This window comes from Streptomyces sp. PT12 (assembly GCF_003311645.1).
Taxonomy (GTDB): domain Bacteria; phylum Actinomycetota; class Actinomycetes; order Streptomycetales; family Streptomycetaceae; genus Streptomyces.
Genome location: NZ_QEST01000048.1, coordinates 49695 through 73791, shown reverse-complemented (window position 1 = coordinate 73791; position 24097 = coordinate 49695). Strand labels below are relative to the sequence as shown.

The 24097-nt window shown below is 72.3% G+C and carries 25 protein-coding genes and 1 riboswitch; of the genes, 14 read left to right on the top strand and 11 right to left on the bottom strand.

The genetic code is table 11. The features are described from left to right. The first annotated feature begins 22 nt into the window (after window positions 1-22). Both DEH69_RS04770 and DEH69_RS04765 read left to right on the top strand, forming a co-directional pair. Complete coding sequence (locus DEH69_RS04770; RefSeq protein WP_113685612.1) at window positions 23-1012, top strand: ATP-binding cassette domain-containing protein; 990 nt, start codon at window positions 23-25, stop codon at window positions 1010-1012. Next, entirely contained in the window at window positions 1009-1821 is an 813-nt protein-coding gene (locus DEH69_RS04765; RefSeq protein ID WP_113685611.1) for an ABC transporter permease, read from the top strand. The genes DEH69_RS04770 and DEH69_RS04765 overlap by 4 nt, the downstream gene beginning before the upstream one ends. 5 nt (window positions 1822-1826) lie before the next feature. Here the strand turns inward: DEH69_RS04765 and DEH69_RS04760 are convergent, their stop codons facing one another. Together DEH69_RS04760 and DEH69_RS04755 are read right to left on the bottom strand one after the other, a co-directional pair. Then, a complete protein-coding gene (locus tag DEH69_RS04760) occupies window positions 1827-2501 on the bottom strand; it encodes a response regulator transcription factor (RefSeq protein ID WP_113685610.1) in 675 nt (224 codons plus the stop codon). Window positions 2502-2530: 29 nt separating this feature from the next. Beyond that, the gene (locus tag DEH69_RS04755) at window positions 2531-4006 is read right to left on the bottom strand and encodes a sensor histidine kinase (RefSeq protein WP_113685609.1); all 1476 of its coding nucleotides are present in this window, start codon (window positions 4004-4006) and stop codon (window positions 2531-2533) included. A gap of 109 nt (window positions 4007-4115) precedes the next feature. On the opposite strand from DEH69_RS04755, the gene DEH69_RS04750 reads away from it, so the two are divergent. The 3 genes from DEH69_RS04750 to DEH69_RS04740 all read left to right on the top strand — a co-directional run bounded on the left by DEH69_RS04750 (window position 4116) and on the right by DEH69_RS04740 (window position 7647). After that, window positions 4116-5027 carry an ABC transporter ATP-binding protein gene (locus DEH69_RS04750; protein WP_113685672.1) on the top strand — a complete coding sequence of 304 codons (912 nt, stop codon included), beginning with the start codon at window positions 4116-4118 and terminating at the stop codon, window positions 5025-5027. A 38-nt stretch (window positions 5028-5065) separates the two neighbouring features. After that, window positions 5066-5767 (top strand): ABC transporter, encoded by a 702-nt coding sequence (locus DEH69_RS04745; protein WP_258534436.1) that lies wholly within the window; start codon window positions 5066-5068, stop codon window positions 5765-5767. Window positions 5768-6036: 269 nt separating this feature from the next. Further along, the gene (locus DEH69_RS04740; protein ID WP_113685607.1) at window positions 6037-7647 is read left to right on the top strand and encodes a threonine/serine exporter ThrE family protein; all 1611 of its coding nucleotides are present in this window, start codon (window positions 6037-6039) and stop codon (window positions 7645-7647) included. A gap of 91 nt (window positions 7648-7738) precedes the next feature. On the opposite strand, the gene DEH69_RS04735 is transcribed toward DEH69_RS04740, so the two are convergent. Further along, entirely contained in the window at window positions 7739-8053 is a 315-nt protein-coding gene (locus tag DEH69_RS04735; protein ID WP_113685606.1) for a multidrug efflux SMR transporter, read from the bottom strand. An 11-nt stretch (window positions 8054-8064) separates the two neighbouring features. After that, window positions 8065-8126: riboswitch (guanidine-III (ykkC-III) riboswitch) on the bottom strand. A gap of 24 nt (window positions 8127-8150) precedes the next feature. Beyond that, window positions 8151-8645 (bottom strand): inorganic diphosphatase, encoded by a 495-nt coding sequence (locus DEH69_RS04730; protein WP_113685605.1) that lies wholly within the window; start codon window positions 8643-8645, stop codon window positions 8151-8153. A gap of 108 nt (window positions 8646-8753) precedes the next feature. Between DEH69_RS04730 and dacB the strand changes: the two genes are divergently transcribed. The 6 genes from dacB to folE all read left to right on the top strand — a co-directional run bounded on the left by dacB (window position 8754) and on the right by folE (window position 16227). Beyond that, window positions 8754-10163, top strand: a complete 1410-nt coding sequence (gene dacB, locus DEH69_RS04725) for a D-alanyl-D-alanine carboxypeptidase/D-alanyl-D-alanine-endopeptidase (protein WP_113685604.1) — start codon at window positions 8754-8756, stop codon at window positions 10161-10163. Window positions 10164-10231: 68 nt separating this feature from the next. Beyond that, window positions 10232-11440 (top strand): zinc-dependent metalloprotease, encoded by a 1209-nt coding sequence (locus tag DEH69_RS04720; protein ID WP_113685603.1) that lies wholly within the window; start codon window positions 10232-10234, stop codon window positions 11438-11440. A gap of 187 nt (window positions 11441-11627) precedes the next feature. After that, window positions 11628-12677 carry a tRNA lysidine(34) synthetase TilS gene (tilS, locus tag DEH69_RS04715; RefSeq protein ID WP_113685602.1) on the top strand — a complete coding sequence of 350 codons (1050 nt, stop codon included), beginning with the start codon at window positions 11628-11630 and terminating at the stop codon, window positions 12675-12677. Window positions 12678-12711: 34 nt separating this feature from the next. Beyond that, complete coding sequence (hpt, locus tag DEH69_RS04710; protein WP_181727254.1) at window positions 12712-13266, top strand: hypoxanthine phosphoribosyltransferase; 555 nt, start codon at window positions 12712-12714, stop codon at window positions 13264-13266. A gap of 214 nt (window positions 13267-13480) precedes the next feature. Further along, the gene (ftsH, locus tag DEH69_RS04705) at window positions 13481-15484 is read left to right on the top strand and encodes an ATP-dependent zinc metalloprotease FtsH (RefSeq protein WP_113685670.1); all 2004 of its coding nucleotides are present in this window, start codon (window positions 13481-13483) and stop codon (window positions 15482-15484) included. Window positions 15485-15609: 125 nt separating this feature from the next. Then, window positions 15610-16227, top strand: a complete 618-nt coding sequence (gene folE, locus DEH69_RS04700; RefSeq protein ID WP_113685601.1) for a GTP cyclohydrolase I FolE — start codon at window positions 15610-15612, stop codon at window positions 16225-16227. On the opposite strand, the gene DEH69_RS04695 is transcribed toward folE, so the two are convergent. From DEH69_RS04695 to DEH69_RS04680, 4 genes are all read right to left on the bottom strand, one after another. After that, window positions 16211-17056 (bottom strand): hypothetical protein, encoded by an 846-nt coding sequence (locus tag DEH69_RS04695; RefSeq protein WP_147255420.1) that lies wholly within the window; start codon window positions 17054-17056, stop codon window positions 16211-16213. The two genes, folE and DEH69_RS04695, sit on opposite strands and share 17 nt — an antisense overlap. A gap of 114 nt (window positions 17057-17170) precedes the next feature. After that, window positions 17171-18154, bottom strand: coding sequence for an ABC transporter substrate-binding protein (locus DEH69_RS04690; protein ID WP_113685599.1), 984 nt, complete (start codon window positions 18152-18154; stop codon window positions 17171-17173). Between the two features lie 33 nt (window positions 18155-18187). After that, window positions 18188-18925 (bottom strand): ABC transporter permease, encoded by a 738-nt coding sequence (locus DEH69_RS04685; RefSeq protein ID WP_113685598.1) that lies wholly within the window; start codon window positions 18923-18925, stop codon window positions 18188-18190. A 1-nt stretch (window position 18926) separates the two neighbouring features. Next, complete coding sequence (locus tag DEH69_RS04680) at window positions 18927-19664, bottom strand: ABC transporter permease (protein WP_113685597.1); 738 nt, start codon at window positions 19662-19664, stop codon at window positions 18927-18929. 53 nt (window positions 19665-19717) lie between these two features. Between DEH69_RS04680 and DEH69_RS04675 the strand changes: the two genes are divergently transcribed. Further along, entirely contained in the window at window positions 19718-20893 is a 1176-nt protein-coding gene (locus tag DEH69_RS04675) for an ABC transporter ATP-binding protein (protein WP_113685596.1), read from the top strand. Between the two features lie 61 nt (window positions 20894-20954). Here DEH69_RS04675 and DEH69_RS04670 read toward each other — a convergent pair whose 3' ends face one another. The 3 genes from DEH69_RS04670 to folB form a co-directional block, all read right to left on the bottom strand. Further along, complete coding sequence (locus DEH69_RS04670) at window positions 20955-21458, bottom strand: DUF3180 domain-containing protein (protein WP_113685595.1); 504 nt, start codon at window positions 21456-21458, stop codon at window positions 20955-20957. A 78-nt stretch (window positions 21459-21536) separates the two neighbouring features. Beyond that, window positions 21537-22160, bottom strand: coding sequence for a 2-amino-4-hydroxy-6-hydroxymethyldihydropteridine diphosphokinase (folK, locus tag DEH69_RS04665; RefSeq protein ID WP_113685669.1), 624 nt, complete (start codon window positions 22158-22160; stop codon window positions 21537-21539). A gap of 8 nt (window positions 22161-22168) precedes the next feature. Next, window positions 22169-22528 carry a dihydroneopterin aldolase gene (folB, locus tag DEH69_RS04660; RefSeq protein ID WP_113685594.1) on the bottom strand — a complete coding sequence of 120 codons (360 nt, stop codon included), beginning with the start codon at window positions 22526-22528 and terminating at the stop codon, window positions 22169-22171. 170 nt (window positions 22529-22698) lie between these two features. On the opposite strand from folB, the gene folP reads away from it, so the two are divergent. Both folP and DEH69_RS04650 read left to right on the top strand, forming a co-directional pair. Further along, entirely contained in the window at window positions 22699-23568 is an 870-nt protein-coding gene (folP, locus tag DEH69_RS04655; RefSeq protein ID WP_181727253.1) for a dihydropteroate synthase, read from the top strand. Beyond that, window positions 23565-24077, top strand: coding sequence for a nuclear transport factor 2 family protein (locus tag DEH69_RS04650; RefSeq protein ID WP_113685593.1), 513 nt, complete (start codon window positions 23565-23567; stop codon window positions 24075-24077). Before folP ends, DEH69_RS04650 begins: the two co-directional genes overlap by 4 nt. The last annotated feature ends 20 nt before the right edge of the window (window positions 24078-24097 follow it).

Genomic DNA, 24097 nt, shown 5'->3' with positions numbered 1-24097 from the left:
GCCCCGGACCGAAGGAGGCCGGGTGCACACCCGCGAAGAACGCAAACAATCGGCGGCGATCATCGCCGACGATCTCCGCAAGACCTATGGCGCGGGCAAGGCGGCCAAGCACGCACTGGACGGCCTCGATCTGCTCGTCCCGCGCGGCACGGTCCATGGAGTCCTCGGACCCAACGGCGCGGGCAAGACCACCGCCATCCGGATCCTCACCACGCTGCTGCGGCCCACCGCGGGGCGGGCCGAGGTGGCGGGGTACGACGTGACGGCCGAGCCCGACCAGATCCGCTACCGCATCGGGCTGCTCGGCCAGCACGCCGCGCTCGACGAGGAGCTGAGCGGCCGCCAGAACCTCGACCTCTTCGGCCGCCTCTACCACCTCGGCGGCTCCCGCGCGGCCCGCCGCGCGGCCGAGCTCCTCGAACAGTTCGACCTGGCCGACACCGGCGCCAAGGCCGTCCGCCACTACAGCGGCGGCATGCGCCGCCGACTCGACCTGGCGGCCAGCCTGATCATGGCGCCCGAGATCCTCTTCCTTGACGAGCCGACCACCGGCCTCGACCCCCGCGGCCGCACCGAGGTGTGGAACGCCGTGCGCTCGCTCGCGGGCGAGGGCACCACCGTGCTGCTTACCACCCAGTACCTGGAGGAGGCCGACCAACTCGCCGAGCGGATCTCCCTCATCGACGGCGGCCGCCGCATCGCCGAGGGCACCCCCGACGAGCTGAAGGCCACCGTCGGCGCCGACCGCGTCGATGTCGTGGTCCGCGACGCCCACCGGCTGGACGACGCCGTGACCGCCCTGACCCGCGCCCCGGGCATCGACGCGGTGACGACCGACCCCAACCGCCGCCTGGTCAGCGCCACGGTCACCGACCGGATGACCGCCCTGACCGCTGCGGTCCAGGGGCTTGCCGCCGCCCGGATCGACGCGGAGGACATCGCCGTCCGCCGCCCCACCCTCGACGAGGTCTTCCTCCACCTGACCGGCGACCAGCGGAAGGCGAGCGTATGAGCACCCGAACCATTCCTCTTGACCGCGGCCAGCGGGCCGTCACCGCCGCCGCCACCATGACCCGCAGGGGAGTGGCCCACTGGGGCCGCCAGCCCGCGGCCGTGACCGTCGGGCTGCTCTTCCCCGTGATGATGCTGGTCATGTTCGCCTACTTCATCGGCGGCGGCATGGCCGTCGAGGGCGGCGGCGACTACTACACCGACTTCCTCGTCCCCGGCATGCCGGCCCTGACCATGGCCTTCGGCCTGGAGGCGACCATGGTCGCGATCGCCCAGGACATCGAGCGCGGCGTCCTCGACCGCTTCCGCTCCATGCCCATCGCCCCCTCCTCGGTGCTGGTCGGCCGCAGCCTGCTCGACATGATCAACTCCACGGTCGGCCTGCTGGTCATGCTGGGCGCGGGCTGGGCCATCGGCTGGCGGTGGAACGGCACCGCGGCCGAGGCCCTGGCCGCCCTCGGGCTCCTGCTCCTGCTGCGCTTCGCCATGCTGTGGGTCGGCATCTACCTCGGACTGGTCGCCCGCAAGCCGGAGATCATCCAGGCCGTTCAGATCCTGGTCTGGCCGGTCGCCTTCATGTCCAACGCCTTCACCTCCCCGGACACCATGCCGGACTGGATGGGGGCGATAGCCGACTGGAACCCCATGTCCGCCACCGCGGGAGCGGTCCGCGAGCTCTTCGGTAACCCCAGCTGGGAGAGCGGGACATGGGCGGCCGACCATGCGATCGCCCTGGCGGCGGCCTCCCCCCTGCTGCTGGCGATCTTCGTCCCGCTGGCCCTCCACCGCTATGCGCGGCTGGGCGCCTGACCCGCTTACCTCCTCTCTCCGCCGCCGACCAGTCCCGCCTCGTAGGCGATGATCGCCGCCTGTACTCGGTTCCGTACGTGAAGCCTGCTCAGGACCGTGCTCACATAGCTCTTCACCGTGCCCTCCACCAGGTACAGGCGGCGAGCGATCTCCGCGTTGGACAGCCCCTCGCCCATCATGGCCAGCACCGCGCGCTCCCGATCGCTGAGCGTCGCCGTCAGCTCCGTGGCGCGCCGCCCTCGCACCCCCGCGCCCGCCCGCAGCTCGCTGATGACCCGGCGCGCCACGCGTGGCGAGAGACAGGCCGCCCCGCCCGCCACGGCATGGACCCCCGCGAGCAACTCCCGTGGATCCGACGCCTTCAGCAGGAACCCGGCCGCGCCCCCGTCCAGGGCCCGGGCGATGTACTCGTCCTGCCCAAATGTGGTGAGCATGATCACCGCCGTGTCCGGGATCACCGCCCGCATCTCGTCCAGCGCCGTTAACCCGTCCGCACCGGGCATCCGGATGTCGAGCAGCGCCACATCCGGCCGGTGGGCCCTGGCCAGCTCGACGGCCTCCCGGCCGTCTGCCGCCTCGGCCACGACCTCGATTCCGTCGTCCGACGCCAGGATGCCTCGCACCCCGACGACGATCATGGGCTCGTCATCCGCGATCAGCACCCGCAGCCGCTCCGCCATCGAGAACCTCCTCCCGTGGATCCCTCGCCCTACTTCCGGTGGAGCGTGTCCTTGGAGGCCAACTGCCCCCTCTCGTCGAAGCAGAGCCGGTACATCGTGTCCGACAGATCGAAGATGTTGTCATTGGCGCGGTAGTACTCGCAGTCGGCGCCCTCCGGGATCGGTGGCTCCAGCAGCAGCGGTGACGGCCGGTCCACCCCGTCGGTGAGCATCGCGGCCAACTCGCCCCTTGGCTGCCCCAGTCGCATCCGCTCGTAGTCGGCGGGCTCCAGTGATGTGGCCTCCACCGTCAGCACATAGAGGACGAGCAGGACCCCCACCAGGGCCACGATCATCCCCACCGGCAGCGTCGAGGCCCGCAGCAGATGACGGCGTGCCCGCTTCCTGGCCGAGCGCAACTCCTCCGGTGGCCCCGGCTCGGCGGACGGCGCCCTCTCCCGCTCCGGCCGCGCCGGAGGCGGCACCCGAGGCAGCCGGGCGACCACCTCGAAGCCCTCCTCGCGCGGGCCCGCGCGCAGGCTGCCGCCCGCCAGGCGTATCCGCTCGTCCAGGCTGATCAGCCCCGTCCCGCTCCCGCTGACCGGAGCGACCGGTGCCGCGCCCTCCTCGGGCGGCCGCGGTGGCCCATTGGTCACCGTGATCACCGCCTCGTCCGCGGTGCGCTCCACCAGGACCGCTATGTCCCCGCCCGGCGCGTGCTTGACGGCGTTCGTCAGGGACTCCTGCACCACTCGCCGGGCTGCGTGCCGGGTCGTCGCCGACCATGTGGCGCCCGCGCCCGCGTCCTCCAGCGCACCGCGCCGCTCCAACTCCACCCGCACGCCCGACTTCCGCGCCCGCTCGACCAGGCCCGCGATGTCGTCGTCCGCCGTCCCGGCAGAGGACTCCTCGGGCCGTTCCCCGAGCAGGCCGATGATCTCGTGCAGCCGCTCGGTGGCCGCCACGGCCCCGGCCCGCAGCCGCGCCGCGGTGGCCCGATGCGACTCACCCAGATCGGGTGACAGCTCAAGACCTCCGGCCACCAGGGCCATCAGGCTCAGCTCATGCCCCAGCGAGTCGTGCATGTCCTGGGCGATGCGGGCCCGCTCCCTCAGGCGCGCCTGCTCGGCCGCCATGTCCTTCTCGCGCTGGAGCCGGGCCGCGCGCTCCCAGCCCGCCTGCACCAGCTCCGCCCGCTGGCGCCACCAACTCCCCACCCACCAGGGCCCGAGCACCGTCCCGAACTGGATGATCAGTACGTTGACCCAGCTGGTGAGGCCCCCGGAGAAGAGGGACACCAGCACCCCCGCGGCCACCAGGGCCACGAAGATGTACTGGGCGTGCCGCAACTCGCTCGTGCGGCGCCCGGCCAGCACGCTGATCACGACCGTCGTGAGGGCCAGCGCCTGGTAGTCGGGGCCCTCCACCTGCCGCAGCAGGCTCATCGCGGCGGCGACCGTCAACAGGCTGCTGCCACTCGGGGCGAAGAAGGCCCGAAAAGGGGGCCGGGACATCCAGCGTTTCATTCCCGCAACGCTAGCAACGCGCCAACGCCCCCGGAACTGACGAAAGTAAGGTCTTTCCCTGCCGATCGACCAGATGTGGACGGGCCGCGCGATCCCTAGCGTGGGACCCGTGATTGTTCTGGATGGCCTCACCAAGAGGTATGGCGAGAAAGCGGCGGTGGCCGATCTCACCCTGGAAATCGAGCCGGGCAGGGTGACGGGATTCCTCGGGCCCAATGGCGCCGGGAAATCCACGACGATGCGCCTGATCACCGGCCTCGACGCTCCCACGTCGGGCAGCGCGCTGATCGGCGGGCGCCCCTATGCCGCGCTGCGCCACCCCCTCAGGGAGGTGGGCGCGCTGCTCGAGGCCCGCTCCGCCCACACGGGCCGGACGGCAAGGAGCCACCTGCTCGGCATCGCGCGCAGCGACGGCATCCCCGCCCACCGGGTCGACGCGGTGCTGGAGCTGGTGGGCCTGACATCGGTGGCGCGCGGGCGCGTCGGCTGCTTCTCGCTCGGCATGCATCAGCGGCTCGGCATCGCCGCCGCCCTGCTCGGGGACCCGGGCGTGCTGCTCCTCGACGAGCCGGTGAACGGGCTCGACCCCGACGGCGTCCGCTGGATCCGGGAGCTGATCCGCTCGTTGGCCGCCGAAGGCCGCACGATCCTGCTCTCCAGCCATCTGATGAGCGAGATGCAGGACACCGCCGATCACCTGGTGGTCATCGGCCGTGGCCGACTGATAGCCGACGCGCCCATCGGCGAGGTCCTGGGCGGCAGTTCACGCAATGCCGTTCTGGTCCGCTCCCCCAAGGCGAGTGAGCTGAGGGAGCGATTGATCCACGCGGGAATGGCCGCGGAATCCCCGGAGGAGGGACACCTCCTGGTGATGGGTGGATCGCTCGACGACATAGGTGAGTTGGCATTTCGCCATGGCGTCCCCCTGCATGAGCTGAGCGCCAGGAGGGCCACCCTCGAGCAGGCGTACATGGAGTTGACCGCGGCCAGCGTCGAATATGGCGAAAGGGAGGGTACATGAAAGGCGTACTCGCATTCGAGTGGACCAAGTTGTGGAGCGTGCGGACCACACCCTGGAGCCTGGTGGCCACCATGGCATTGACCGTGCTGGGCTCGGCCGTCGTCGGGGGATCCGCCACGGCAAGCGCGGAGAACGGCATATCCACCTTCGACGCCGCCCCCGACGTCGTCGCGGAGGCCATTCTGCTGGCCCAGCTCACCCTGGTGGCTCTCGCCGCCCTCGCCATCACCGGCGAATACTCCAGCGGATCCATCACCTCCACGCTGCACAGCGTGCCCATCCGCGGGAGGATGCTGGCGGGCAAGGCGCTGGTGGTGGGTGCCGTCATAGGCGGCGCCGGGCTGCTCCTGAGCGCGGTCGGCACAGCCACCGCCGCGCCGTTGATGGGGGAGCTCGGCGCCTTCACCGCGGGCGAGGCCGTGGCCGCGGCCCTGGGCACCGCGGGGTATGTGACGGCCCTGGCCATGATCGCCCTGGGCCTGGGCACCGTGCTGCGCGGAGCGGCGGGGACCATCACCTCCCTGGTGCTCCTGCTCATCCCGATGCCGCAGTTGATGAAGCTCAGCGACATGGAGTGGCTGGACCGAGCCGCGGATCTGCTGCCGTCGGTGGCGGGCTCGGTGCTGATGACCAACGACGCGGACCCCTATGGGCTTCAGGCGGCCTCGGCCATCCTGCTGGTCTGGTCCCTGACGGCCCTCGTCGCTGGATATGTGGCGCTGAGGAGCCGCGACGCCTGATCCATCCGGCTCCCTGACGTGTCGGCATCGCCGAGCCGTTCGTCTCCGACGAGCGCTATCGGGCGGGCGTCGAAGGGGAGCGGCCGGGGCTGGCCGCCCATCTCCGCGAGGCCATCCTGGCCAATGCCGCGCGGCAGACCGGGCGGTGACCAGTCTCACGGCCCCGGGGACATCCACGTTTTGGGGGAGATAAGGGGGATCATCCTATCCTCGCAAAGGGGCCATAGGGCTGATGGCCCTGGACGTCCTGAGCGAGGAGCGCATCACACGTGGCCGGCGAGATCACACGGTCGGGCGGTCAGGAGCCGACGGATCAGGAGACCACCTCGGGGTTCGCCGTTCCCCGAGGGCTGGAGCTTCCCTCGTCCGACCCCGACCACCCGACCTCCGAGTTCGCGATACCCGAGGGCCTGACCGTTGCCCCCCGCACCGGGCCGCACAACGAGTTCACCCCGGCGCAGGGCATCCCGGCGGTCACCTGGGCAAAGACGGCCCCCTGGCAGGACCGCATGCGCAGCATGGTCCGGCTGCCGCTGGCCGAGCGGCCCGCGCCCGAGCGGGTCGCGCGCGGCGGGGACGACGAGAACGCCCCCGCCGTGCCCAGGGTGCTCGACCTCACGCTCCGCATCGGCGAGCTGCTGCTCGCCGGGGGCGAGGGGGCCGAGGATGTGGAGGCCGCCATGTTCGGCGTCACCCACGCCTACGGCCTGGACCGGTGCGAGGCGACGGTCACCTTCACGCTGATCTCGATCACCCACCAGCCGTCGCTGGTGGATCCGCCGGTCTCCCTCAGCCGCACGGTCCGCCGCCGCGGCACCGACTACACGCGGCTCGCCTCGGTGTTCCAGCTGGTGGACGACATCTCCTCCGGCGAGGTCACGCTGGAGGAGGCGTACGGGCGGCTGGCGACCATCAGGCGGAACCGGCACCCGTTCACCAAGTGGCAGCTGACCGTCGCCGCCGGGCTGCTCGCCGGTGCGGCCAGCACGCTGGTCGGCGGCGGCTGGCAGGTGTTCCTGCTCGCCGCCCTCGGCGCCATGGCCGGTGACCGCCTGGCCTGGCTGGCGGCGAGCAGGGCGCTGCCGGAGTTCTACCAGTTCGTGGTCGCGGCGATGCCCCCGGCCGCGGTCGGGGTGGCCTGGGTCGCGCTCCACTCCTCCGGTGGGGAGGAGGTGCAGGCCGCCGCGATGATCACCGGTGGGCTGTTTTCGCTGATCCCGGGGCGGGCCCTGGTCGCCGGGGTGCAGGACGGCCTCACCGGCTACTACCTGACCGCCTCGGCCCGCCTCCTCGAGGTGGTCTACCTCAGCGTCGGCATCGTCTGCGGGGTTCTCGGCGTCCTCTATGTCGGCGAGACCTCCGGCGTGCGGCTCGACCCCGACGTGGTCGACCGCGCCGTCCGCCCGGGGATCCAGCTGGCCGCGGCCCTGCTGCTCTCCCTGACGTTCTGCGTCCTGCTCCAGCAGGCGAGGAACACCGTCCTCCCCGCCACGATCAACGGCGGGATCGCCTGGCTCATCTACGGGGCGATGCACGACACGGCGGGGTTGTCGCCGTTCGCGGCGACGGCGGTGGGCGCGGGGATGGTGGGGTTGTTCGGGCAGCTCCAGTCGCGTTATCGGTTCACGTCGTCGCTGCCGTATGTCACCGCCGCCATCGGCCCATTGCTCCCCGGCAGCGCGGTCTACCTCGGCCTGCTCGGCTTCGCCCAGGGCGATGTCAACACCGGCCTCGAGAACCTCCTGAGCGCCATCACCCTCGCCCTGGCCATCGCCGTAGGGGTCAATCTCGGCAGCGAGACCGCGCGGCTGTTCATCAAGACCCCGGGGCTCACCACCCCGATAGGTCGCCGCGGCGCCAAGCGCACCCGAGGCTTCTGACGGGCCAAGAAGCGAGCCAGGAAGAAGGGTGCGCCCGGCGCCGCAGCCGCCGACAGCCGTTCGCCGCCGACGGCCGCCGGCGGCCGTCCGCTCAGTGGGCGAGCTTCAGCCCGACCACGCACCCCACGATGCCCGCGAGCAGCAGCACCTTCAGCGGCGTGACCGGATCATCGCCGAACGCCATGCCGTACGCCGCCGTGAGCACCGCGCCGATGCCGACCCAGATGGCATAGCCGGTGCCCACGGGCAGGGTGCGCAACGCATACCCGAGCCCCGACATGCTCAGCACGAGGCCGACGACGAAGACGGCGGTCGGCGCCGGTCGGCTCAGCCCGTCGGACTTCCCGAGCGCCGTCGCCCACACCGCCTCCAGCACGCCGGAGATCACGAGAACGAGCCAGGCCATCACACAGCTCCCCTGCGCCGTCTTGTCATGACTGGGTACGGCGCACCTCGTCCAGGAGCCTGTCGAGCTCTCCCCTCAGCCTGTCACAGCGGGGGAATCAGTGGTGCTCGCCCGCGTCCGCCGCCCGCTTGAACGACGCCTCGATCTCCAACTCCGCCTCGGCACGCCCCACCCAGTTGGCGCCCTCGACCGACTTCCCCGGCTCCAGGTCCTTGTAGACCTCGAAGAAGTGCTGGATCTCCAGCCGGTCGAACTCGCTCACATGGTGGATGTCCCGCAGGTGCTCCATCCGCGGGTCCGACGCCGGGACGCACAGCAGCTTGTCGTCGCCGCCCGCCTCGTCGCGCATCCGGAACATGCCGATCGCCCGGCACTGGATGAGGCATCCGGGGAACGTCGGCTCGTCCAGAAGCACCAGCGCGTCCAGCGGATCTCCGTCCTCGCCCAGCGTGCCGTCCACGAACCCGTAGTCCGCGGGGTACACAGTCGAGGTGAAGAGGTGGCGGTCCAGCCGGATCCGCCCCGTCTTGTGATCCACCTCGTACTTGTTCCGCGAACCCTTCGGGATCTCGATGGTGACGTCGAACTCCACGGGGGACACTCCTTAGCCGTTCTGTGCACGCGACAGGTGGTTAAGTGTCCCTCACGCAGGTGTCCTCATGCGAAAGGGGCTGGTCCGGCAGTGCGCAGGGCAGCGGAGATGCTTCGACGGCACCGGGCCACCTGGCGGCTGGCCGTGGGCTCGGCCGCCGTCGGACTGGTTGTCGCGGCGGGCGCCGTGGCCCTCGCGGGCCCGTGGGACGCCGGGCAGCGCACGGCGGAACGGGACCACGCGGCCACCGACGCCCTCCGCGACGAGTCCGACACCGAACGCGTCGCCAGCACTGTAGCGGCAGCCGCACCCGTCCTCGCACCACTGGACGGCAGGGCCCCCGAGGCCACCCCCGCCGCCGTCGAACGCGCGATCGGCCGCCTCCTGGACAGCGCCGCCCTCGGCGACGGCGCCGCCGGCGCGGTGGTCGACATCTCCACCGGCGACACCCTGTACCGCGAGAACGCGCGCTCCCCCCGCACCCCCGCCTCCACGGTCAAGGTGCTCACCTCCGTCGCCGCGCTCAACGCCCTTGGCGCGGACCACCGGTTGGCCACCCGCGTGGTGTGGGACCCCGAGGAGCGGCGCGTCCACCTCGTCGGCGGCGGCGACACCACCCTCACCGACGACGACCTCGCGCGGCTGGCCCGCCGCACCGCCGAGGCCCTGGCCGAACACGACGTCGATCGGGTCCGCATCGCGTACGACGTCTCCCTCTACCCCCGCGAACAGCATCACCCGATCGGGTCAGGCAACACCAACATCGCGACCATCACCCCCCTCCAGCTCAACGCGGGCCGCCTGGACGACAGCTCGTCGGGCCCCGCCCCCCGCTCCGACGAGCCCGCCGCCGACGCGGCCCGCGCCTTCGCCGGGCATCTGCGCGCCGCGGGCGTCGAGGTCACCGGTGCGACCGACACCGACCGCGCCGCCCCCGAGGGCGCCGGCGAGCTGGCCGTCCACCGCTCCGCGCCGCTCTCCAGCCTGGTCGAACGGATGCTGACCCACAGCGACAACGACCTGGCCGAGGCACTCGCCCGCGCCACCGCCGTCGCCACGGGCCACCCGGCCGACTTCCGCGGCGTCGACCGCGCCCTCACCGGCGAGCTGGAGAAGCTGGACCTGCCGCTGCACAACGTCCGCATCGCGGACGCCAGCGGCCTCGACCGGGACGACCGCGTCACCGCCGCCGTCCTCACCCAGGCCCTCGCCGTGGCCGCCGACCCCGAACGCCCCGAGCTGCGCGCCGCCCTGACGGGCCTGCCGGTCGCGGGCTTCACGGGAACGCTCCAGGCGCGCTACGACGCCTCGGGCGGCGGCGTGGGCGACGGCGCGGGTCTCGTCCGCGCCAAGACCGGCACCCTCACCGGGGTCAACACCCTCGCGGGGACCGCGGTCACCGGCGACGGGCGGGTGCTGGCGTTCGCGTTCCTCGCCTCCGGCACGGACAACGGCGAGGAGGCCGAGGCCGCCCTCGACGCGGCGGCCTCCGCGCTCGCCACCTGCGGCTGCCACTGACACGGCGTGGCGCGGGCCCCGTCCTGTGCCCTATCCGCTTTCCTCGCGGGACACGTACCGTTGACAACATGACGAGCTTCGGCGGTACGGACCTGGTCGACTGGAATCTCGCGGTCGCCACCGCGACCCGGATCACGCGCCCCGGGCCCGAGGTGAGCCGGGACGAGGCGCGCGCGATCGTCGCCGAGCTGCGCCGGCACGCCGCCGCCGCGGAGGAGCACGTCCGCGGCTACACCGGGCTCGACGCGGGCGACGTGGACACCCCCGTGCTCGTGGTGGACCGGCCCGGCTGGGTGCGGGCGAATGTCGCGGGGTTCCGCGAGGTGCTCCAGCCGCTGATGGCCCGCATGCGCGAGCGCCGCTCGGCCATGCCGGGCGGCTCGGCGCTCACGATGGTGGGCAGCAAGGTCACCGGCGTCGAGGTGGGGATGCTGCTGTCGTTCCTGTCGTCGCGGGTGCTCGGCCAGTACGAGACGTTCGCGCCCCCGACGCCCCAGCTGCCAGGTGGCGAGGGCCCGGGCGCGGGCCGCCTGCTGCTCGTCGCCCCGAACATCGTGCATGTCGAGCGCGAGCTCGACGTCCACCCGCACGACTTCCGCCTCTGGGTCTGCCTCCACGAGGAGACGCACCGCACGCAGTTCACGGCCGTGCCCTGGCTGCGGGATCACCTGGAGAGCGAGATCCAGGCGTTCCTCGGCGAGGCCGACGTGGACCCGGCGACTTTGGTCGAACGCGTTCGGCAGGCGTTCCAGTCGGTCACGGGGCAGCGGGGCGGGGACGAGGGAGAGAAGGCCGCCAAGGAGGCCACCAAGGAGGCCGCCGGGGACGAGGGGGAGGCCGAGGCGGCGAAGGAGAGCGCCAGGGAGCCGGGCGGGGGCGGCGGGCCCGGCATCGTCGACCTCGTGCAGACGCCGCGCCAGCGCGAGATCCTCGACCGGCTCACCGCCGTGATGTCCCTGCTCGAGGGCCACGCGGACTATGTGATGGACGGGGTGGGACCCGCGGTGGTGCCGACGGTCGCGGAGATCCGCGAGAAGTTCACCCGCAGGAGGCAGACGGGGGCCGGGCGGCTCGACCGGGCGCTGCGCCGCCTGCTCGGGATGGACGCCAAGCTCCGCCAGTACCGGGACGGCGAGCGGTTCGTGCGCACGGCCGTGGAGAGCGTGGGCATGAGCGGCTTCAATCGCGTGTGGACCTCGCCCAACACCCTGCCGACCAAGGAGGAGATCGCCCACCCGGAGCAGTGGGTGGCCCGTATGCGGCCCGGCGCCGCCTAGCCGCCCGGCCCGGCCCACCCCGCGGGCGGCGGCGGTTGCGAAATTGCCCCGGAATCACTCGTACGAGGGACCGTGGCGGCATGCCTGGCGTGCGATGCTCGGGTAACAGACCTCCTCTGTCACCATTTACGCACCCAGCGTGACAGCGCTTCCGAGCCTGAGCTCCCCAGAAAGAAGTGATTCGGACATGGGTCCCCACCCCGCGGTCGCTGCGATACGCCTGGCGGTCCGCCGCGTTCTGCACGAAGTCCTCCTCGACGCACGCCCCGAGGTGGCCCCCCTGGTCATCGCTGCCTGCTCGGGCGGCGCCGACTCCATGGCGCTCGCCTCCGCCCTCGCCTTCGAGGCCCCGCGCGTGGGCGTCAGGGCCGGTGCCGTCACCGTCGACCACGGCCTCCAGTCGGGCTCGGGGGCCAGGGCGCTCGAGGTCGCCGAGCGGCTGGCCTCGCTCGGCCTCGACCCCGTGGACACCGTGGCGGTCGATGTCGGCAGGGGCGGTGGCCCCGAGGCCGCGGCCCGCACCGCGCGGTATGCCGCGCTCGACGCCGTCGCCGAGCGGTATCGAGCCACCGCGGTCCTCCTCGGCCACACCCGCGACGACCAGGCCGAGACGGTGCTGCTCGGCCTCGCACGCGGCTCGGGCACCCGCTCCCTCGCCGGGATGGCCGCCGTCTCCCTCGGCCCCTCGGACGCCAGGGGGCCGGGGGCGAACGGCTCCGGCGATCCCGCGCACCACTACCGCCGCCCGTTCCTCGCCATCGACCGCCAGACCACCCGCAAGGCGTGCCTGGCCCAGTCCCTGCCCGTGTGGGACGACCCGCACAACGCCGATCCCTCCTTCACCCGGTCCCGCGTGCGGCACGAGGCGCTTCCCGTTCTCGAGAAGGCGCTGGGCCGCGGCGTGGTGGAGGCGCTGGCCCGCACCGCGCAGCTCTCCAGGGACGACGCGGACGCCCTCGACGCCTGGGCCCTCGAGGCGCAGCGCGCCGCCACCCGCCCCGACGGCACGCTGGAGATCGCCGCCCTGTGCACCCTGCCCCCCGCCGTCAGGCGGCGCGTGCTGCGCCGGGCCGCGATCGCCGCTGGCTCCCCCGCCGGCTCCCTCTTCGCCCGTCACATCGAGGAGACCGACCGCCTGATCACCGCCTGGCGCGGCCAGCGCCCGCTCAATCTGCCGGGCCGGGTCGAGGCGAGGAGGCAGGGTGGCAGACTTGTGCTCCAGCAGGCCAATCAGTAGGCCGCGCATAGGCCAGTAGGAAGCAGTGGCACGGGTGCGAGAGACGGACCTGGGGGCCGACCTGGAGTCGGTGCTCATCACCAAGGAAGAGATCGACGCCAAGCTCCGGGAGCTGGCCGCGAAGATCGACGCGGAGTACGCCGGGAAGGACCTCCTGCTGGTGGGGGTCCTCAAGGGGGCGGTGATGGTGATGGCCGATCTCGCCCGCACCCTGTCGTCCCCGGTCACGATGGACTGGATGGCGGTGTCCTCCTACGGGGCGGGCACCCAGTCGTCGGGCGTGGTCCGCATCCTCAAGGACCTGGACACCGACATCCAGGGCCGCCATGTGCTGATCGTCGAGGACATCATCGACTCGGGGCTCACCCTCTCGTGGCTGCTGTCCAACCTCGGCTCGCGGGAGCCCGCCTCGCTGAAGATCTGCACGTTGCTGCGCAAACCGGACGCGGCCAAGGTCGACATCGACGTGGAATGGGTCGGTTTCGACATCCCCAACGAGTTCGTGGTGGGTTACGGGCTCGACTACGCGGAGAAATACCGCAATCTGCCGTTCGTCGGCACGCTCGCCCCCCACGTATACAGCGGATAGCCGGGAACCCCGGGCGATGCCCTACCGTTGAGTCGGGGAGACGCGAAGGCTCCCCATGCCCAGCGGCGCTGGGTGGCAGTGCTGGGGTACCGTCGCGGTAGGTCAGCTGAGACAGGCCGGGCGCACTTCGGCCGACACCGCGCGCACAGCGGATCCCATCCGGGGGCTGTGCCTCTATGTGGCAGGAGGGACGGGGCCGCGCCGCCCCGTATGGATAGACGTGAAGCGTTATTTCCGTGGGCCAGTGATGTGGATCGTGCTGGTCGTCCTCGCCGTGATTCTGCTGATGCAGGTGTTCAGCTCGTCCGAGGGCTTCAAGAATGTGGACACCGGCAAGGTCGTCCAGGCGATCAGCCAGAACCATGTCAGGTCGGCCGAGCTCACCACCGGCGACGAGCAGACGGTCAGGATCGAGCTCAAGAACGGTCAGGAGATCGAGGGCAGCGACAAGGTCCAGGCCAACTACATCGACGGCCAGGGCGAGCTGCTGGCCCGTGACCTCCAGTCGAAGTTCCAGGACGGCCAGATCCCCGACGGGTACACCGTCTCGCCCAAGTCGCAGAACCCGTTTGTCGGGATGCTGCTGTCCATCCTGCCGTTCCTGCTGATCATCATCGTGTTCCTCTTCCTGATGAACCAGATGCAGGGCGGCGGCTCCCGCGTGATGAACTTCGGGAAGTCCAAGGCGAAGCTCATCAGCAAGGACACCCCCAAGACCACGTTCGCCGACGTGGCCGGGTCCGATGAGGCCGTCGAGGAGCTTCAGGAGATCAAGGAGTTCCTTCAGGAGCCCGCGAAGTTCCAGGCCGTAGGCGCCAAGATCCCCAAGGGCGTGCTGCTCTACGGCCCGCCCGGTACCGGCAAGACGCTGCTGGCCCGCGCGGTCGCTGGCGAGGCGGGCGTCCCGTTCTACTCGATCTCGGGCTCCGACTTCGTCGAGATGTTCGTGGGTGTGGGCGCCTCCCGGGTCCGTGACCTGTTCGAGCAGGCGAAGGCGAACGCGCCCGCGATCGTCTTCGTGGACGAGATCGACGCGGTCGGCCGCCACCGCGGCGCCGGCATGGGCGGCGGGCACGACGAGCGCGAGCAGACGCTGAACCAACTGCTGGTCGAGATGGACGGCTTCGACGTCAAGGGCGGCGTGATCCTGATCGCCGCGACGAACCGCCCCGACATCCTCGACCCGGCGCTGCTGCGCCCTGGCCGCTTCGACCGGCAGATCGCCGTGGACCGGCCCGACATGCAGGGGCGTCTGGAGATCCTCAAGGTGCACCAGCGGGGCAAGCCCGTCGCGCCCGATGTGGACCTGTCCGCGGTCGCCCGCCGCACTCCGGGCTTCACCGGCGCCGACCTGAACAACGTGCTGAACGAGGCCGCCCTCCTCGCCGCGCGCGGGAACGCCAAGCTCATCGACAACAAGTTCCTCGACGAGGCGATCGACCGCGTGGTGGCCGGTCCGCAGAAGCGCACGCGGATCATGAGCCAGAAGGAGAAGATGATCACCGCGTACCACGAGGGCGGGCACGCCCTCGTCGCGGCGGCTTCGCCCAACAGCGACCCCGTGCACAAGGTGACGATCCTCTCCCGCGGCCGGGCGCTCGGCTACACGATGGTGCTGCCGGAGGAGGACAAGTACTCCACGACGCGGAACGAGATGCTCGACCGGCTCGCCTACATGATGGGCGGCCGCGCGGCGGAGGAGCTGGTCTTCCACGACCCGACGACCGGCGCGGGCGACGACATCGAGAAGGCGACGACCACCGCGCGGGCCATGGTCACGCAGTACGGCATGACCGAGCGGCTCGGTGCCATCAAGTTCGGCCAGGACAGCTCCGAGCCCTTCCTCGGCAAGGAGATGGGCCACCAGCGCGACTACTCCGAGGAGGTCGCGGGGCTGGTGGACGAGGAGGTCAAGAAGCTGATCGAGACGGCGCACAACGAGGCGTGGGAGATCCTCGTCGAGAACCGCGACGTGCTCGACAACCTCGTGCTCGCGCTGCTGGAGAAGGAGACGCTCAACAAGGAGGAGCTGGCCGAGGTGTTCACCCCGGTCATCAAGCGCCCCCCGCGGCCCGCGTGGACCGGCTCCGCCCGGCGCACGCCCTCGACCCGGCCGCCGGTCACCTTCCCCACCAAGGAGATCAACCTGGCGAACGGCTCCCTGGAGAAGGGCACGCCCCCGCTGGAGTCGGCGGAGGACCGCCCCTCCGAGAGCTGATCCCGGCCACGGCTGACCGGAATGCCCCCCGCGCCCCTCGCGTTCTATCGTGAGGGGCGCTGCCGTGCGTACCGAGACGGGCGGCCGGAGCGGGGCGGACGCCGCCACGAGGAACGAGGAAGCACATGACCGACGCGGTGACGCCGAGGGGTGAGCAGTCCCGGCAGGGGCCGATCGGCGCGTTCGACGAGAAGCGCGCCGAGGACGCCATACGGGAGCTGCTCATCGCGGTCGGCGAGGATCCGGACCGCGAGGGCCTGCGGGACACCCCCGCGCGGGTCGCCCGCGCCTACCGCGAGATCTTCGCCGGGCTGTGGCAGCGCCCCGAGGACGTGCTGACCACGACGTTCGACCTGGGCCACGACGAGATGGTGCTGGTCAAGGACATCGAGGTGCTGTCGACGTGCGAGCACCACCTCGTGCCGTTCGTGGGGCACGCGCACATCGGCTACATCCCGTCGAGCAGCGGGAAGATCACGGGGCTGTCCAAGCTGGCGCGCCTCGTGGACGTCTTCGCGCGGCGGCCTCAGGTGCAGGAGCGGCTGACGACGCAGATCGCCGACTCGATGATGCGGATCCTGGAGCCGCGCGGCGTGATCGTCGTCGTGGAGTGCGAGCACATGTGCATGACCATGCGCGGTGTGCGGAAGCCGGGCGCCAAGACCACCACCTCGGCGGTGCGCGGGCAGCTGAGGGACGCCGCCACGCGCGCCGAGGCGATGAGCCTCATCCTCGCCCGCTAGCCTCCCGCGTCTCCCGGGACGTGGGCGGGCGCGCGCCGGTGCCCGCGCCGGTGCCCGCGCCCGTGCCCGTGCCCGTGCCCGTGCCGAAGAAGTCGAATCCTCCGGGGCGTTGGGGCGGTGGCGTGAGCGGTGGCCGCTGCCTCGGGGAGCTCTCCCTCGACGGCCTGTCGAGCGGCGGCTTGCCGGGCGCGGGCGGTGTGGGCTCCTTGGCCCGCCCCGGCGCGCCGCCCCGCGCCTCGGGTGCTTCCTTCGCCCCGGCCGCCTCGTGGGGCTCCGGCTCCCGGGCCTCGCGCTGGCGCGCGGCGCTGCGCGCGAGCCGGGTGAACGCCTCGTGCGCCTGCCGGTAGGTCAGCGGGGTGGGCGCGCCCCCCGCCGTGCGGTGGTCGGTGGCCTGGGCGGGCAGCGCCTTGGCGGCCTTGCCCGCCTCGAGCGCGAGGCGGCGGCTGCCCTCGAGGGCCTTGGCGCGCTCGCTCTCCGCGGTGGCGTAACGCCGCAGGAGGTCGGCGTGCTCGGAGCGGAGCCGACCGAGGTCGACGCGCTTGTCGCGGATCTTGTCCTCCAGGGACGCGACCAGCTCCTGCGCCTCTTCGAGCTCGGCCTGCCGCTCCTCGATCTGCCAGCTCATCCCGGCCTTGGCGGCCCGTTCGCGGGCGACCTGCCGCCCGGCCTCCAGGTCCCAGCGGCGCAGCAGCAGCGCGAGCGCGACCGCGCACCCGGCCGCCGCGGCGACGAGGAAGCGCAGCGCTATGGCTTCGTCCCCGTCGCCCAGCAGCCAGGAGCCGACGGCGCAGCCCAGCGCCAACCCGCCCAGCACACCCGGAATCAGCACCCGATGCAGTGCTGAGGATCGGTGACGTCCACGTGCCATGGGCGAAACTTACCGTGACGCCGTGTGCGGGTGGGAGGGTGCCCTGAGGGTTGTTCCCTGGGAGTTATGTAGGGCTCAGCCGTCGATGAGCCCCTGCTCCACGAGGTAGTCACGCGCGACCTCGTCGGCCTTGCGGCGTTCGGAGTCGACCTGCCTGTTCAGCTCGGTGAGGTCCTCGGTGGTGAGGGTCTCGGTCAGGCGGCCGAGCGTCTCGGCGATCTCGGGGTCGCCCGCCGACTCGGTGTTGAGGACGGGCAGGAGGTTGTCGGCGAGCTGGAGCCGTTGGTCGTCTTCGAGGAGCACCAGGCCGAAGTCCTCGAGGGTGGCGTCCGTCGTGGTGACCAGGGCCAGGTCGTCGTCGCCGTCGGCGACGGCCTGCTTGGACTGGACGGTGCCGACGCCCAGCGGGTCGAGGGCCTCGATGTCGATGCCATAGGTCTCTTCGAGGCCCGGCTGGCAGAACGGCCGTTCGGGGCAGTCCTCGCCCGCGGCCAGGCGGACGGGCAGCCCGCTCTCGCCGAGGTCGGACAGCGTTTCCAGGCCGTGCTCGGCGGCGAAGTCGGCGCGGACGGCGAAGGCGTTCTGGTCGACGGCCTCGCCCGCGTCAAGGACGGTCAGGCCCCTTGGCTCGGCCAGCTCGCGCAGCGCGGCGAGGGTCTCGTCGATGTCCGAGGTGGCGACGGGCTCGGCCTCGGGGCCGTTGACCTGGGCGTTCAGATACTCGGTCAGGGTGGCGGCGTACTCGGGGACGACGTCGATCGCGCCGCTCTCCAGCTCGGGCGCGTACAGCTCGCGCCCGTCGGTGCTGGTGATGGTGGTGTCGTACCCGGCGTCGGCGAGGATCTGCGCGTAGAGCTCGGTCATGATCGTGGCCTCGGTGAAGTTGGCGCCACCGATGGTGAGCGAGCCGCCGCCCCGCTCCTCGCCTTCGCCGCTGCCGCCGCCGTTGCCCTCCTCCTCGAGGGTGTCGCCGCCGCAGGCGGTCAGGGAGAGCGCCAGGGCGGTGGCGGCGCCGATGGCGAGCAGCGCGGTCCTGCTGCGGGGGGTTCTCGCGGTCACGGGAGTCTCCGTTGATGAGGGGATGGACTGCGTTCAGGGGGCCGTCGGGGCCGTCGGGGCCGGAACGGCGGTGGCGGGCGCGGCCGCGGGGGCCGGGCGCCGGCGGTGGCCCGGGTCGAACAGCCGCTGGGCCAGCGCGAGAACGCCCTCGACGAGCAGCGCGAGCGCGGCCACGACCACGGCCCCCGCGACCACCTGCGCGGTGTCGTACGTGGCGAACCCCGCGGTGATGATGCGGCCGAGGCCGCCACCGGCGGCCAGCGCGGCGAGCGTGGCCGTGGCGACGACCTGGACGGCCGCGGTGCGGACGCCCGTCATGATCAGCGGGAACGCCAGCGGCACCTCGACGCGCGCCAGCAGCTGCCAGCGCGACATGCCCATGCCCCTGGCGGCCTCGACCACGTCCCTGTCGGCCTCGGACAGCCCCACATACGCGTTGGTCAGCAGGGGCGGGACGGCGAACAGGACGAGCGCGACGATCGTCGGCAGGTCGCCGTGGTCGCCGAGCGGGCCCAGGCTCAGCAGGACGAGGACCGCGAACGTAGGGACGGCGCGGCCAGCGTTCGAGATGTTGATCGCCAGGGCGCCGCCGAAGCGGCGGCCACCGCCGTGGCCGAGCCACATCGCGAGCGGCAGCGCGATGGCGCAGGCGAGCGCGAGGCACACGCCGGTGAGATAGAGGTGCTCGGACAGCCTGGCCCACACGCCGCCGTCGCCCGACCAGTGCTCCGCCGTGGTCAGCCAGGTCCAGGTGTCGGGGAGAACGCCCATGTCAGACCACCGTCCCCGGCGCGTCGATGACGGAGTCCCTGGGGATCGGTGCCGCCCCTCTTCGTCCGGCGCGCCCGCCCGCCCTGGTCCAGGGGGTGAGCAGCCGCTGCGCGCCCAGGAGCAGCACGTCGGCGGCGACGGCGAGCAGCACGCACAGCACCGAGGCGGTGAGCACCTGTGCCTTGAAGTAGCTGTCCATGCCGGTGTAGATCAGATTCCCCAGGCCGCCGTGGTCCACGATCGCGCCGACGGTGGTGAGCGAGACGGCGGAGACCGTGGCGATCCGCACGCCCGCCATGAGCGAGGGCAGCGCGAGCGGCAGCTCCACGCCGAACAGCAGCCGCGCGCGCCCGTATCCCATGCCGCGCGCCGCCTCGCGGGCCTCGTCGGGGACCGAGTCGAGGCCGGTCAGGATGTTGCGCACGAGGATGGTCAGCGAGTAGAGGACCAGGCCGCAGACCACGACCGACACCGAGATCCCGAACACCGGGAGCAGCAGCGCGTACATGGCGAGCGAGGGAACGGTGTAGAGCACGGTCGTCAGGCTGAGGATCGGGCCCGCGGCCAGCCGCCAGCGGCGGGCGAGCAGCGCCAGGGGGAACGCGACCAGCAGCGCCAGGGCTATCGCGACCAGCGTGATCGTCACATGTTCGACGGTGGCGTCGGTCAGCTCCTCGGAACGCGACCGCAGGTACTCCCCGCAGATCCACTCGTTTCGCGTCAGGCAGCTCTCCGCCATAACCGCACTCATGTTCCCCCACCCTAGACCCCGTATCTGTCAGAATCATGAACATGTTGCGGTTCGAGCATGTGTCCAAGCGCTATCCCGACGGCACGGTGGCCGTGGACGACCTCGACCTCGAGGTGGCCGCGGGCGAGCTGGTGACGCTGGTCGGGCCCTCGGGCTGCGGCAAGACCACCACCATGCGCATGGTCAACCGCCTTGAGGAGCCCACCGAGGGCCGCGTGCTGCTCGACGGCAGGGACGTCGCCGACTACGACCCGGTCACGCTGCGCCGCCGCATCGGCTATGTCATCCAGCAGATCGGGCTCTTCCCCCACAAGACCGTGCTCGACAACACCGCGACCGTTCTCACGCTGCTTGGCAGGCGGCGTTCGCAGGCGCGGGCGCGGGCGGCCGAGCTGCTCGACCTGGTGGGCCTTGACCCGGCCGTGTTCGGCGGGCGCTACCCCGACCAGCTCTCCGGGGGCCAGCGGCAGCGCGTCGGCGTGGCCAGGGCGCTCGCGGCCGATCCGCCGGTGCTGCTGATGGACGAGCCGTTCGGCGCGGTGGACCCGGTGGTGCGCGAGCGGCTTCAGAGTGAGTTCCTGCGGCTCCAGGCCGAGGTGCGCAAGACCGTGCTGTTCGTCACGCACGACATCGAGGAGGCGGTGCGCCTCGGCGACCGCATCGCGGTGTACGGGCAGGGCAGGATCGAGCAGTTCGACTCCCCCGCGGCGGTGCTCGGCGCTCCGGCCAACGACTATGTGGCCTCGTTCGTCGGCAGCGACCGCGGGCTCAAGCGGCTCTCGGTCACGCCCGTGGAGAAGGGCGACCTGGAGCAGCCCCCTGTCGTGCACCTCGCCGACCCGATGCCGGTCGCCGTGCGCAGGATGTGGGCGGAGGGGGCGCGTTGGGCCGTGGTCCTGGACGAGAACGACCTCCTGCACGGCTGGGTGCCGATCCCGGCCGAGGACGGTGCGGGCGGCCCGGAGGGCGAGGGGCCCGTGGCGGCGCGGGCGCGGCGGATGGAGGCGTGGCTGCCGCTTGGCGCGTCGCTCAAGCAGGCGTTCAGCACGATGCTCCAGTACGACGCGGGCTGGATCGCGGTGCTCGACGGCGACGACCGCTTCCTCGGCGTGCTGACCCCGGCGAGCCTGCACGAGGCGCTGCGCCGCTCGATCGACGCGGACGCGCAGGACATCGCGCGCGCCGAGGTCGCCCTGGAGAGCGTGACGGGCGCCTGAACGTTCCGCCCGAACGCCCCGCCCGAACGCCCCGCCGGAACGCCCCGAGCGCGCCCCCGGCTCAGGCGGCCGAGCGCATCGGGCCGTTGCCGCCCTCGCCGTTGTCGTCGCCCTCGGGGAGGCGGCAGACGCGTTCGAGGAAGAGCGCCGCGGCGACCACCGCGATGCCCGCGAGCACGGCGAGCCCGGCGTAGATGGCCTGGTCACGGCGGTTGGGGACATCGAGCCGCTCCATCACGAGAAACAGCCCGAAGCCGCCGTAGCACCCCGCGACCAGCGCGGAGACCAGCGCGCTCGCCTGCCCGAACACCACCGCGCGCGCCGCCATCAACCGGTCGACCGGGCGCGCGCCGGGGCGCCGCTCCCGCCACGCCCGCAGCCGCGAGCGCAGCGAGAGGGCGGTCGCGAAGAGGACGGCGGCGATCAGCCCGAGGATGACGGGGGAGAAGAGGGGCACGGCGGGCGGGGTGTTGCCGAAGGACTCCCAGAGCCCGGCCCCCGCCCAGCACAGACCCATGGCCGCGGCGAACAGCCCGGCCAGGGTCCCGATCCGCAATTGGTTCACCGCTCTACGCGCCCCTCGTCGTGAAGTTCTTCCTGTGCCACGCCCGTTCGGTCGGGCCGGTCGGGCCGGTCGGTCCCGTCAGTCCGGCAGGACGAGCGTGAGATCCCCGCGGTGCGTCACGCCCTGGTCGGCGAGCCCCGGCAGCAGCTCCGCCACCCGGCCCCGGCCCGGCACCTCGGCACCCGGCTCGACATCGTGCCACGGGACCAGGACGAAGGCCCGTTCGTGGGCCCGGGGGTGCGGCAGGGTGAGCGCCGGGTCGTCGGAGACCACACCCTGGTAGCTGACGATGTCGATGTCCAGCGTGCGCGGGCCCCAGCGGGTGTCCCGCACGCGGGCGAACGCCTCCTCGATCGCGTGCGAGCGCTCGAGCAGGGAGGCCGGGGGCAGCGTGGTCCTGATGACGACCACGGCGTTGAAGTAGGCGGCCTGGGTGCCGGGTTCGACGCCCCACGGCTCGGTCTCGTAGACGGGGGAGACCGCTTTGACGCGCAGACCCGGGGTGTCGGCGAAGGCGTCGACGGCGCCCTGGAGGTTCTCCAGCCGGTTGCCGAGGTTGCTGCCGAGGGAGAGGACGGCGTACTTGGGGTTGTGCAGGGTGGTGTCGGCGGCATCGACCTGGTGGACGACGGAGGCGGGCACCGGCTGCACGGTCGGGTCGGGGGCGGACGCCCCGTCGGGCGGGGGCGTGCTCGGGGACATGCTCGGGGTCATGCTCGGCTCCGCTTGATGGTGATGGTCACGTCGTCGAAGGGGACGGCGATCGGCGCCCGCGGCTTGTGCACGGTCACCTCGGCCTCGCGCACCGCTTCGTGCGCCAGGCACCGGTCGGCGATCCGCTGGGCCAGCGTCTCCAGCAGGTCGCAGGACGGGCCGGTCACGGTGCCGGTGACCTCCTGGGCCACCACGCCGTAGTCCACCGTCCGCGCGAGGTCGTCGGAGGCGGCCGCGGCCCGGGTGTCGACGCCGAGGACGACATCGACGACGAAGGGCTGTCCCTCGGCGCGCTCCCTCGGGAGAACGCCGTGGAAGCCCGTGGCGCGCAGGCCGCGCAGGGTGATGCGGTCCATGGCGGAACTCCCCTCGGTCGGGTGGCCGACGGCGCGTGCCAGCACGGTATCGGCATGGGCGATCGAATCTACCTGCGAGGCTCGGGCGCCCTTCTCAGCGCCTCGGGACGGTCCCGTGTTCCCGCCGCGAGCGAGGTCGGGTGGCGGGATCCAGCCCCTACCCTGGTGCCATGAGCATCTCGCACGGCCGCGTGACGGGCCTGCCCCGGTGGGACCGCTGCGCGGTCATGGGCGTGGTCAATGTCACACCGGACTCGTTCTCCGACGGCGGCCGCTGGTTCGACGCCGAGTCCGCGGTCAAGCGCGGCATGGACCTGGTGGCCCAGGGCGCCGACCTGGTCGACGTCGGCGGGGAGTCCACGCGGCCCGGCGCGACGCGGGTGGACGAGGCCGAGGAGCTGCGCCGGGTGATCCCCGTGGTGCGGGAGCTGGCCGCGGGCGGCGTGGTGGTCAGCGTGGACACGATGCGGGCCTCGGTCGCCGAGCGGTCGGTCGAGGCGGGCGCGCTCCTGGTCAACGACGTGAGCGGCGGTCGCGCCGACGCCCGGATGGTGCCGGTGGTGGCCGCGGCGGGGGTGCCGTTCGTGGTGATGCACTGGCGCGGCCAGAGCGTGGACATGAACGACAGGGCGGTCTACGGGGACGTGGTGACCGAGGTCGTGGCCGAGCTGCGGGAGAGCCTGGACCGGGCGGTGGCGGGCGGGATCGCGGCCGACCGGCTCATCGCCGACCCGGGCCTCGGCTTCGCCAAACGGGCCGAGCACGACCTGGCGCTCGTGGCCGCCGCCGCGCGGCTGCGCGCCGAGCTCGGGCGCCCGCTGCTGATCGCCGCCTCCCGCAAGCGTTTCCTCGGCCGGGTGCTCTCGGAGCCCGGCGGCACGCCGCCGCCCGCGCGCGAGCGCGACGCGGCGACCGCGGCCGTCACGGCGCTGGCCGCGCGCGCGGGGGCGTGGGCGGTGCGGGTGCACGAGGTGGCGGCGAGCGCGGACGCGGTGCGCGTGGTGCGCGCCGTCGCGGGCGCGGGCGGTGAGGCCGCGTGAGCGGGGGCGCGAGCACGGACGTCGAGGCGGTCTCGGCCGCGAACACCGCGCTGTACGACGCCGTTGAACGTGGCGACCTCGACGCGCTCGCCGCCACCTGGCTCGACGCGGACGTCCATGTGGTCCACCCCGGCTGGCCGGTCATCAGCGGGCGCGGCGAGGTGATCAGGTCGTACGCCCTGATCATGGCGAACACCGACTACATCCAGTTCTTCCTCACCGACGTCGAGGTCTCGGTGCTCGGCGACACGGCGGTGGTGACCTGCACCGAGAACATCCTCAGCGGCGGTCCGGCCGAAGAGGACGGCTCGGCGGGCCCGTTGGTGGGCGGCCTCGTCGTCGCGACCAACGTCTTCCGGCGCGACGGGCGGGGCGCGTGGAAGGTGTGGAGCCACCATGGCTCGCCCGTGCTCATCGACCGCGACGACGACGAGGACGACGAAGGCGGGAGCGCCGACGAGGGCGGCGACGGCGAGGGCGGCGGCGGGGGCATCACGGAAATCGGCTGAGGCGTTCACCTCGCCTTCAT

Coding starts and splice junctions, on each gene's coding strand:
- folP (WP_181727253.1), top strand. CDS start 22,699: ATGAGCATCTCGCACGGCCGCGTGACGGGCCTGCCCCGGTGGGACCGC.
- DEH69_RS04755 (WP_113685609.1), bottom strand. CDS start 4,006: ATGAAACGCTGGATGTCCCGGCCCCCTTTTCGGGCCTTCTTCGCCCCG.
- folB (WP_113685594.1), bottom strand. CDS start 22,528: ATGGACCGCATCACCCTGCGCGGCCTGCGCGCCACGGGCTTCCACGGC.
- DEH69_RS04760 (WP_113685610.1), bottom strand. CDS start 2,501: ATGGCGGAGCGGCTGCGGGTGCTGATCGCGGATGACGAGCCCATGATC.
- DEH69_RS04765 (WP_113685611.1), top strand. CDS start 1,009: ATGAGCACCCGAACCATTCCTCTTGACCGCGGCCAGCGGGCCGTCACC.
- folE (WP_113685601.1), top strand. CDS start 15,610: ATGACCGACGCGGTGACGCCGAGGGGTGAGCAGTCCCGGCAGGGGCCG.
- DEH69_RS04735 (WP_113685606.1), bottom strand. CDS start 8,053: ATGGCCTGGCTCGTTCTCGTGATCTCCGGCGTGCTGGAGGCGGTGTGG.
- DEH69_RS04680 (WP_113685597.1), bottom strand. CDS start 19,664: ATGGCGGAGAGCTGCCTGACGCGAAACGAGTGGATCTGCGGGGAGTAC.
- folK (WP_113685669.1), bottom strand. CDS start 22,160: ATGTCCCCGAGCACGCCCCCGCCCGACGGGGCGTCCGCCCCCGACCCG.
- DEH69_RS04675 (WP_113685596.1), top strand. CDS start 19,718: ATGTTGCGGTTCGAGCATGTGTCCAAGCGCTATCCCGACGGCACGGTG.
- dacB (WP_113685604.1), top strand. CDS start 8,754: ATGCTTCGACGGCACCGGGCCACCTGGCGGCTGGCCGTGGGCTCGGCC.
- DEH69_RS04685 (WP_113685598.1), bottom strand. CDS start 18,925: ATGGGCGTTCTCCCCGACACCTGGACCTGGCTGACCACGGCGGAGCAC.
- tilS (WP_113685602.1), top strand. CDS start 11,628: ATGGGTCCCCACCCCGCGGTCGCTGCGATACGCCTGGCGGTCCGCCGC.
- DEH69_RS04720 (WP_113685603.1), top strand. CDS start 10,232: ATGACGAGCTTCGGCGGTACGGACCTGGTCGACTGGAATCTCGCGGTC.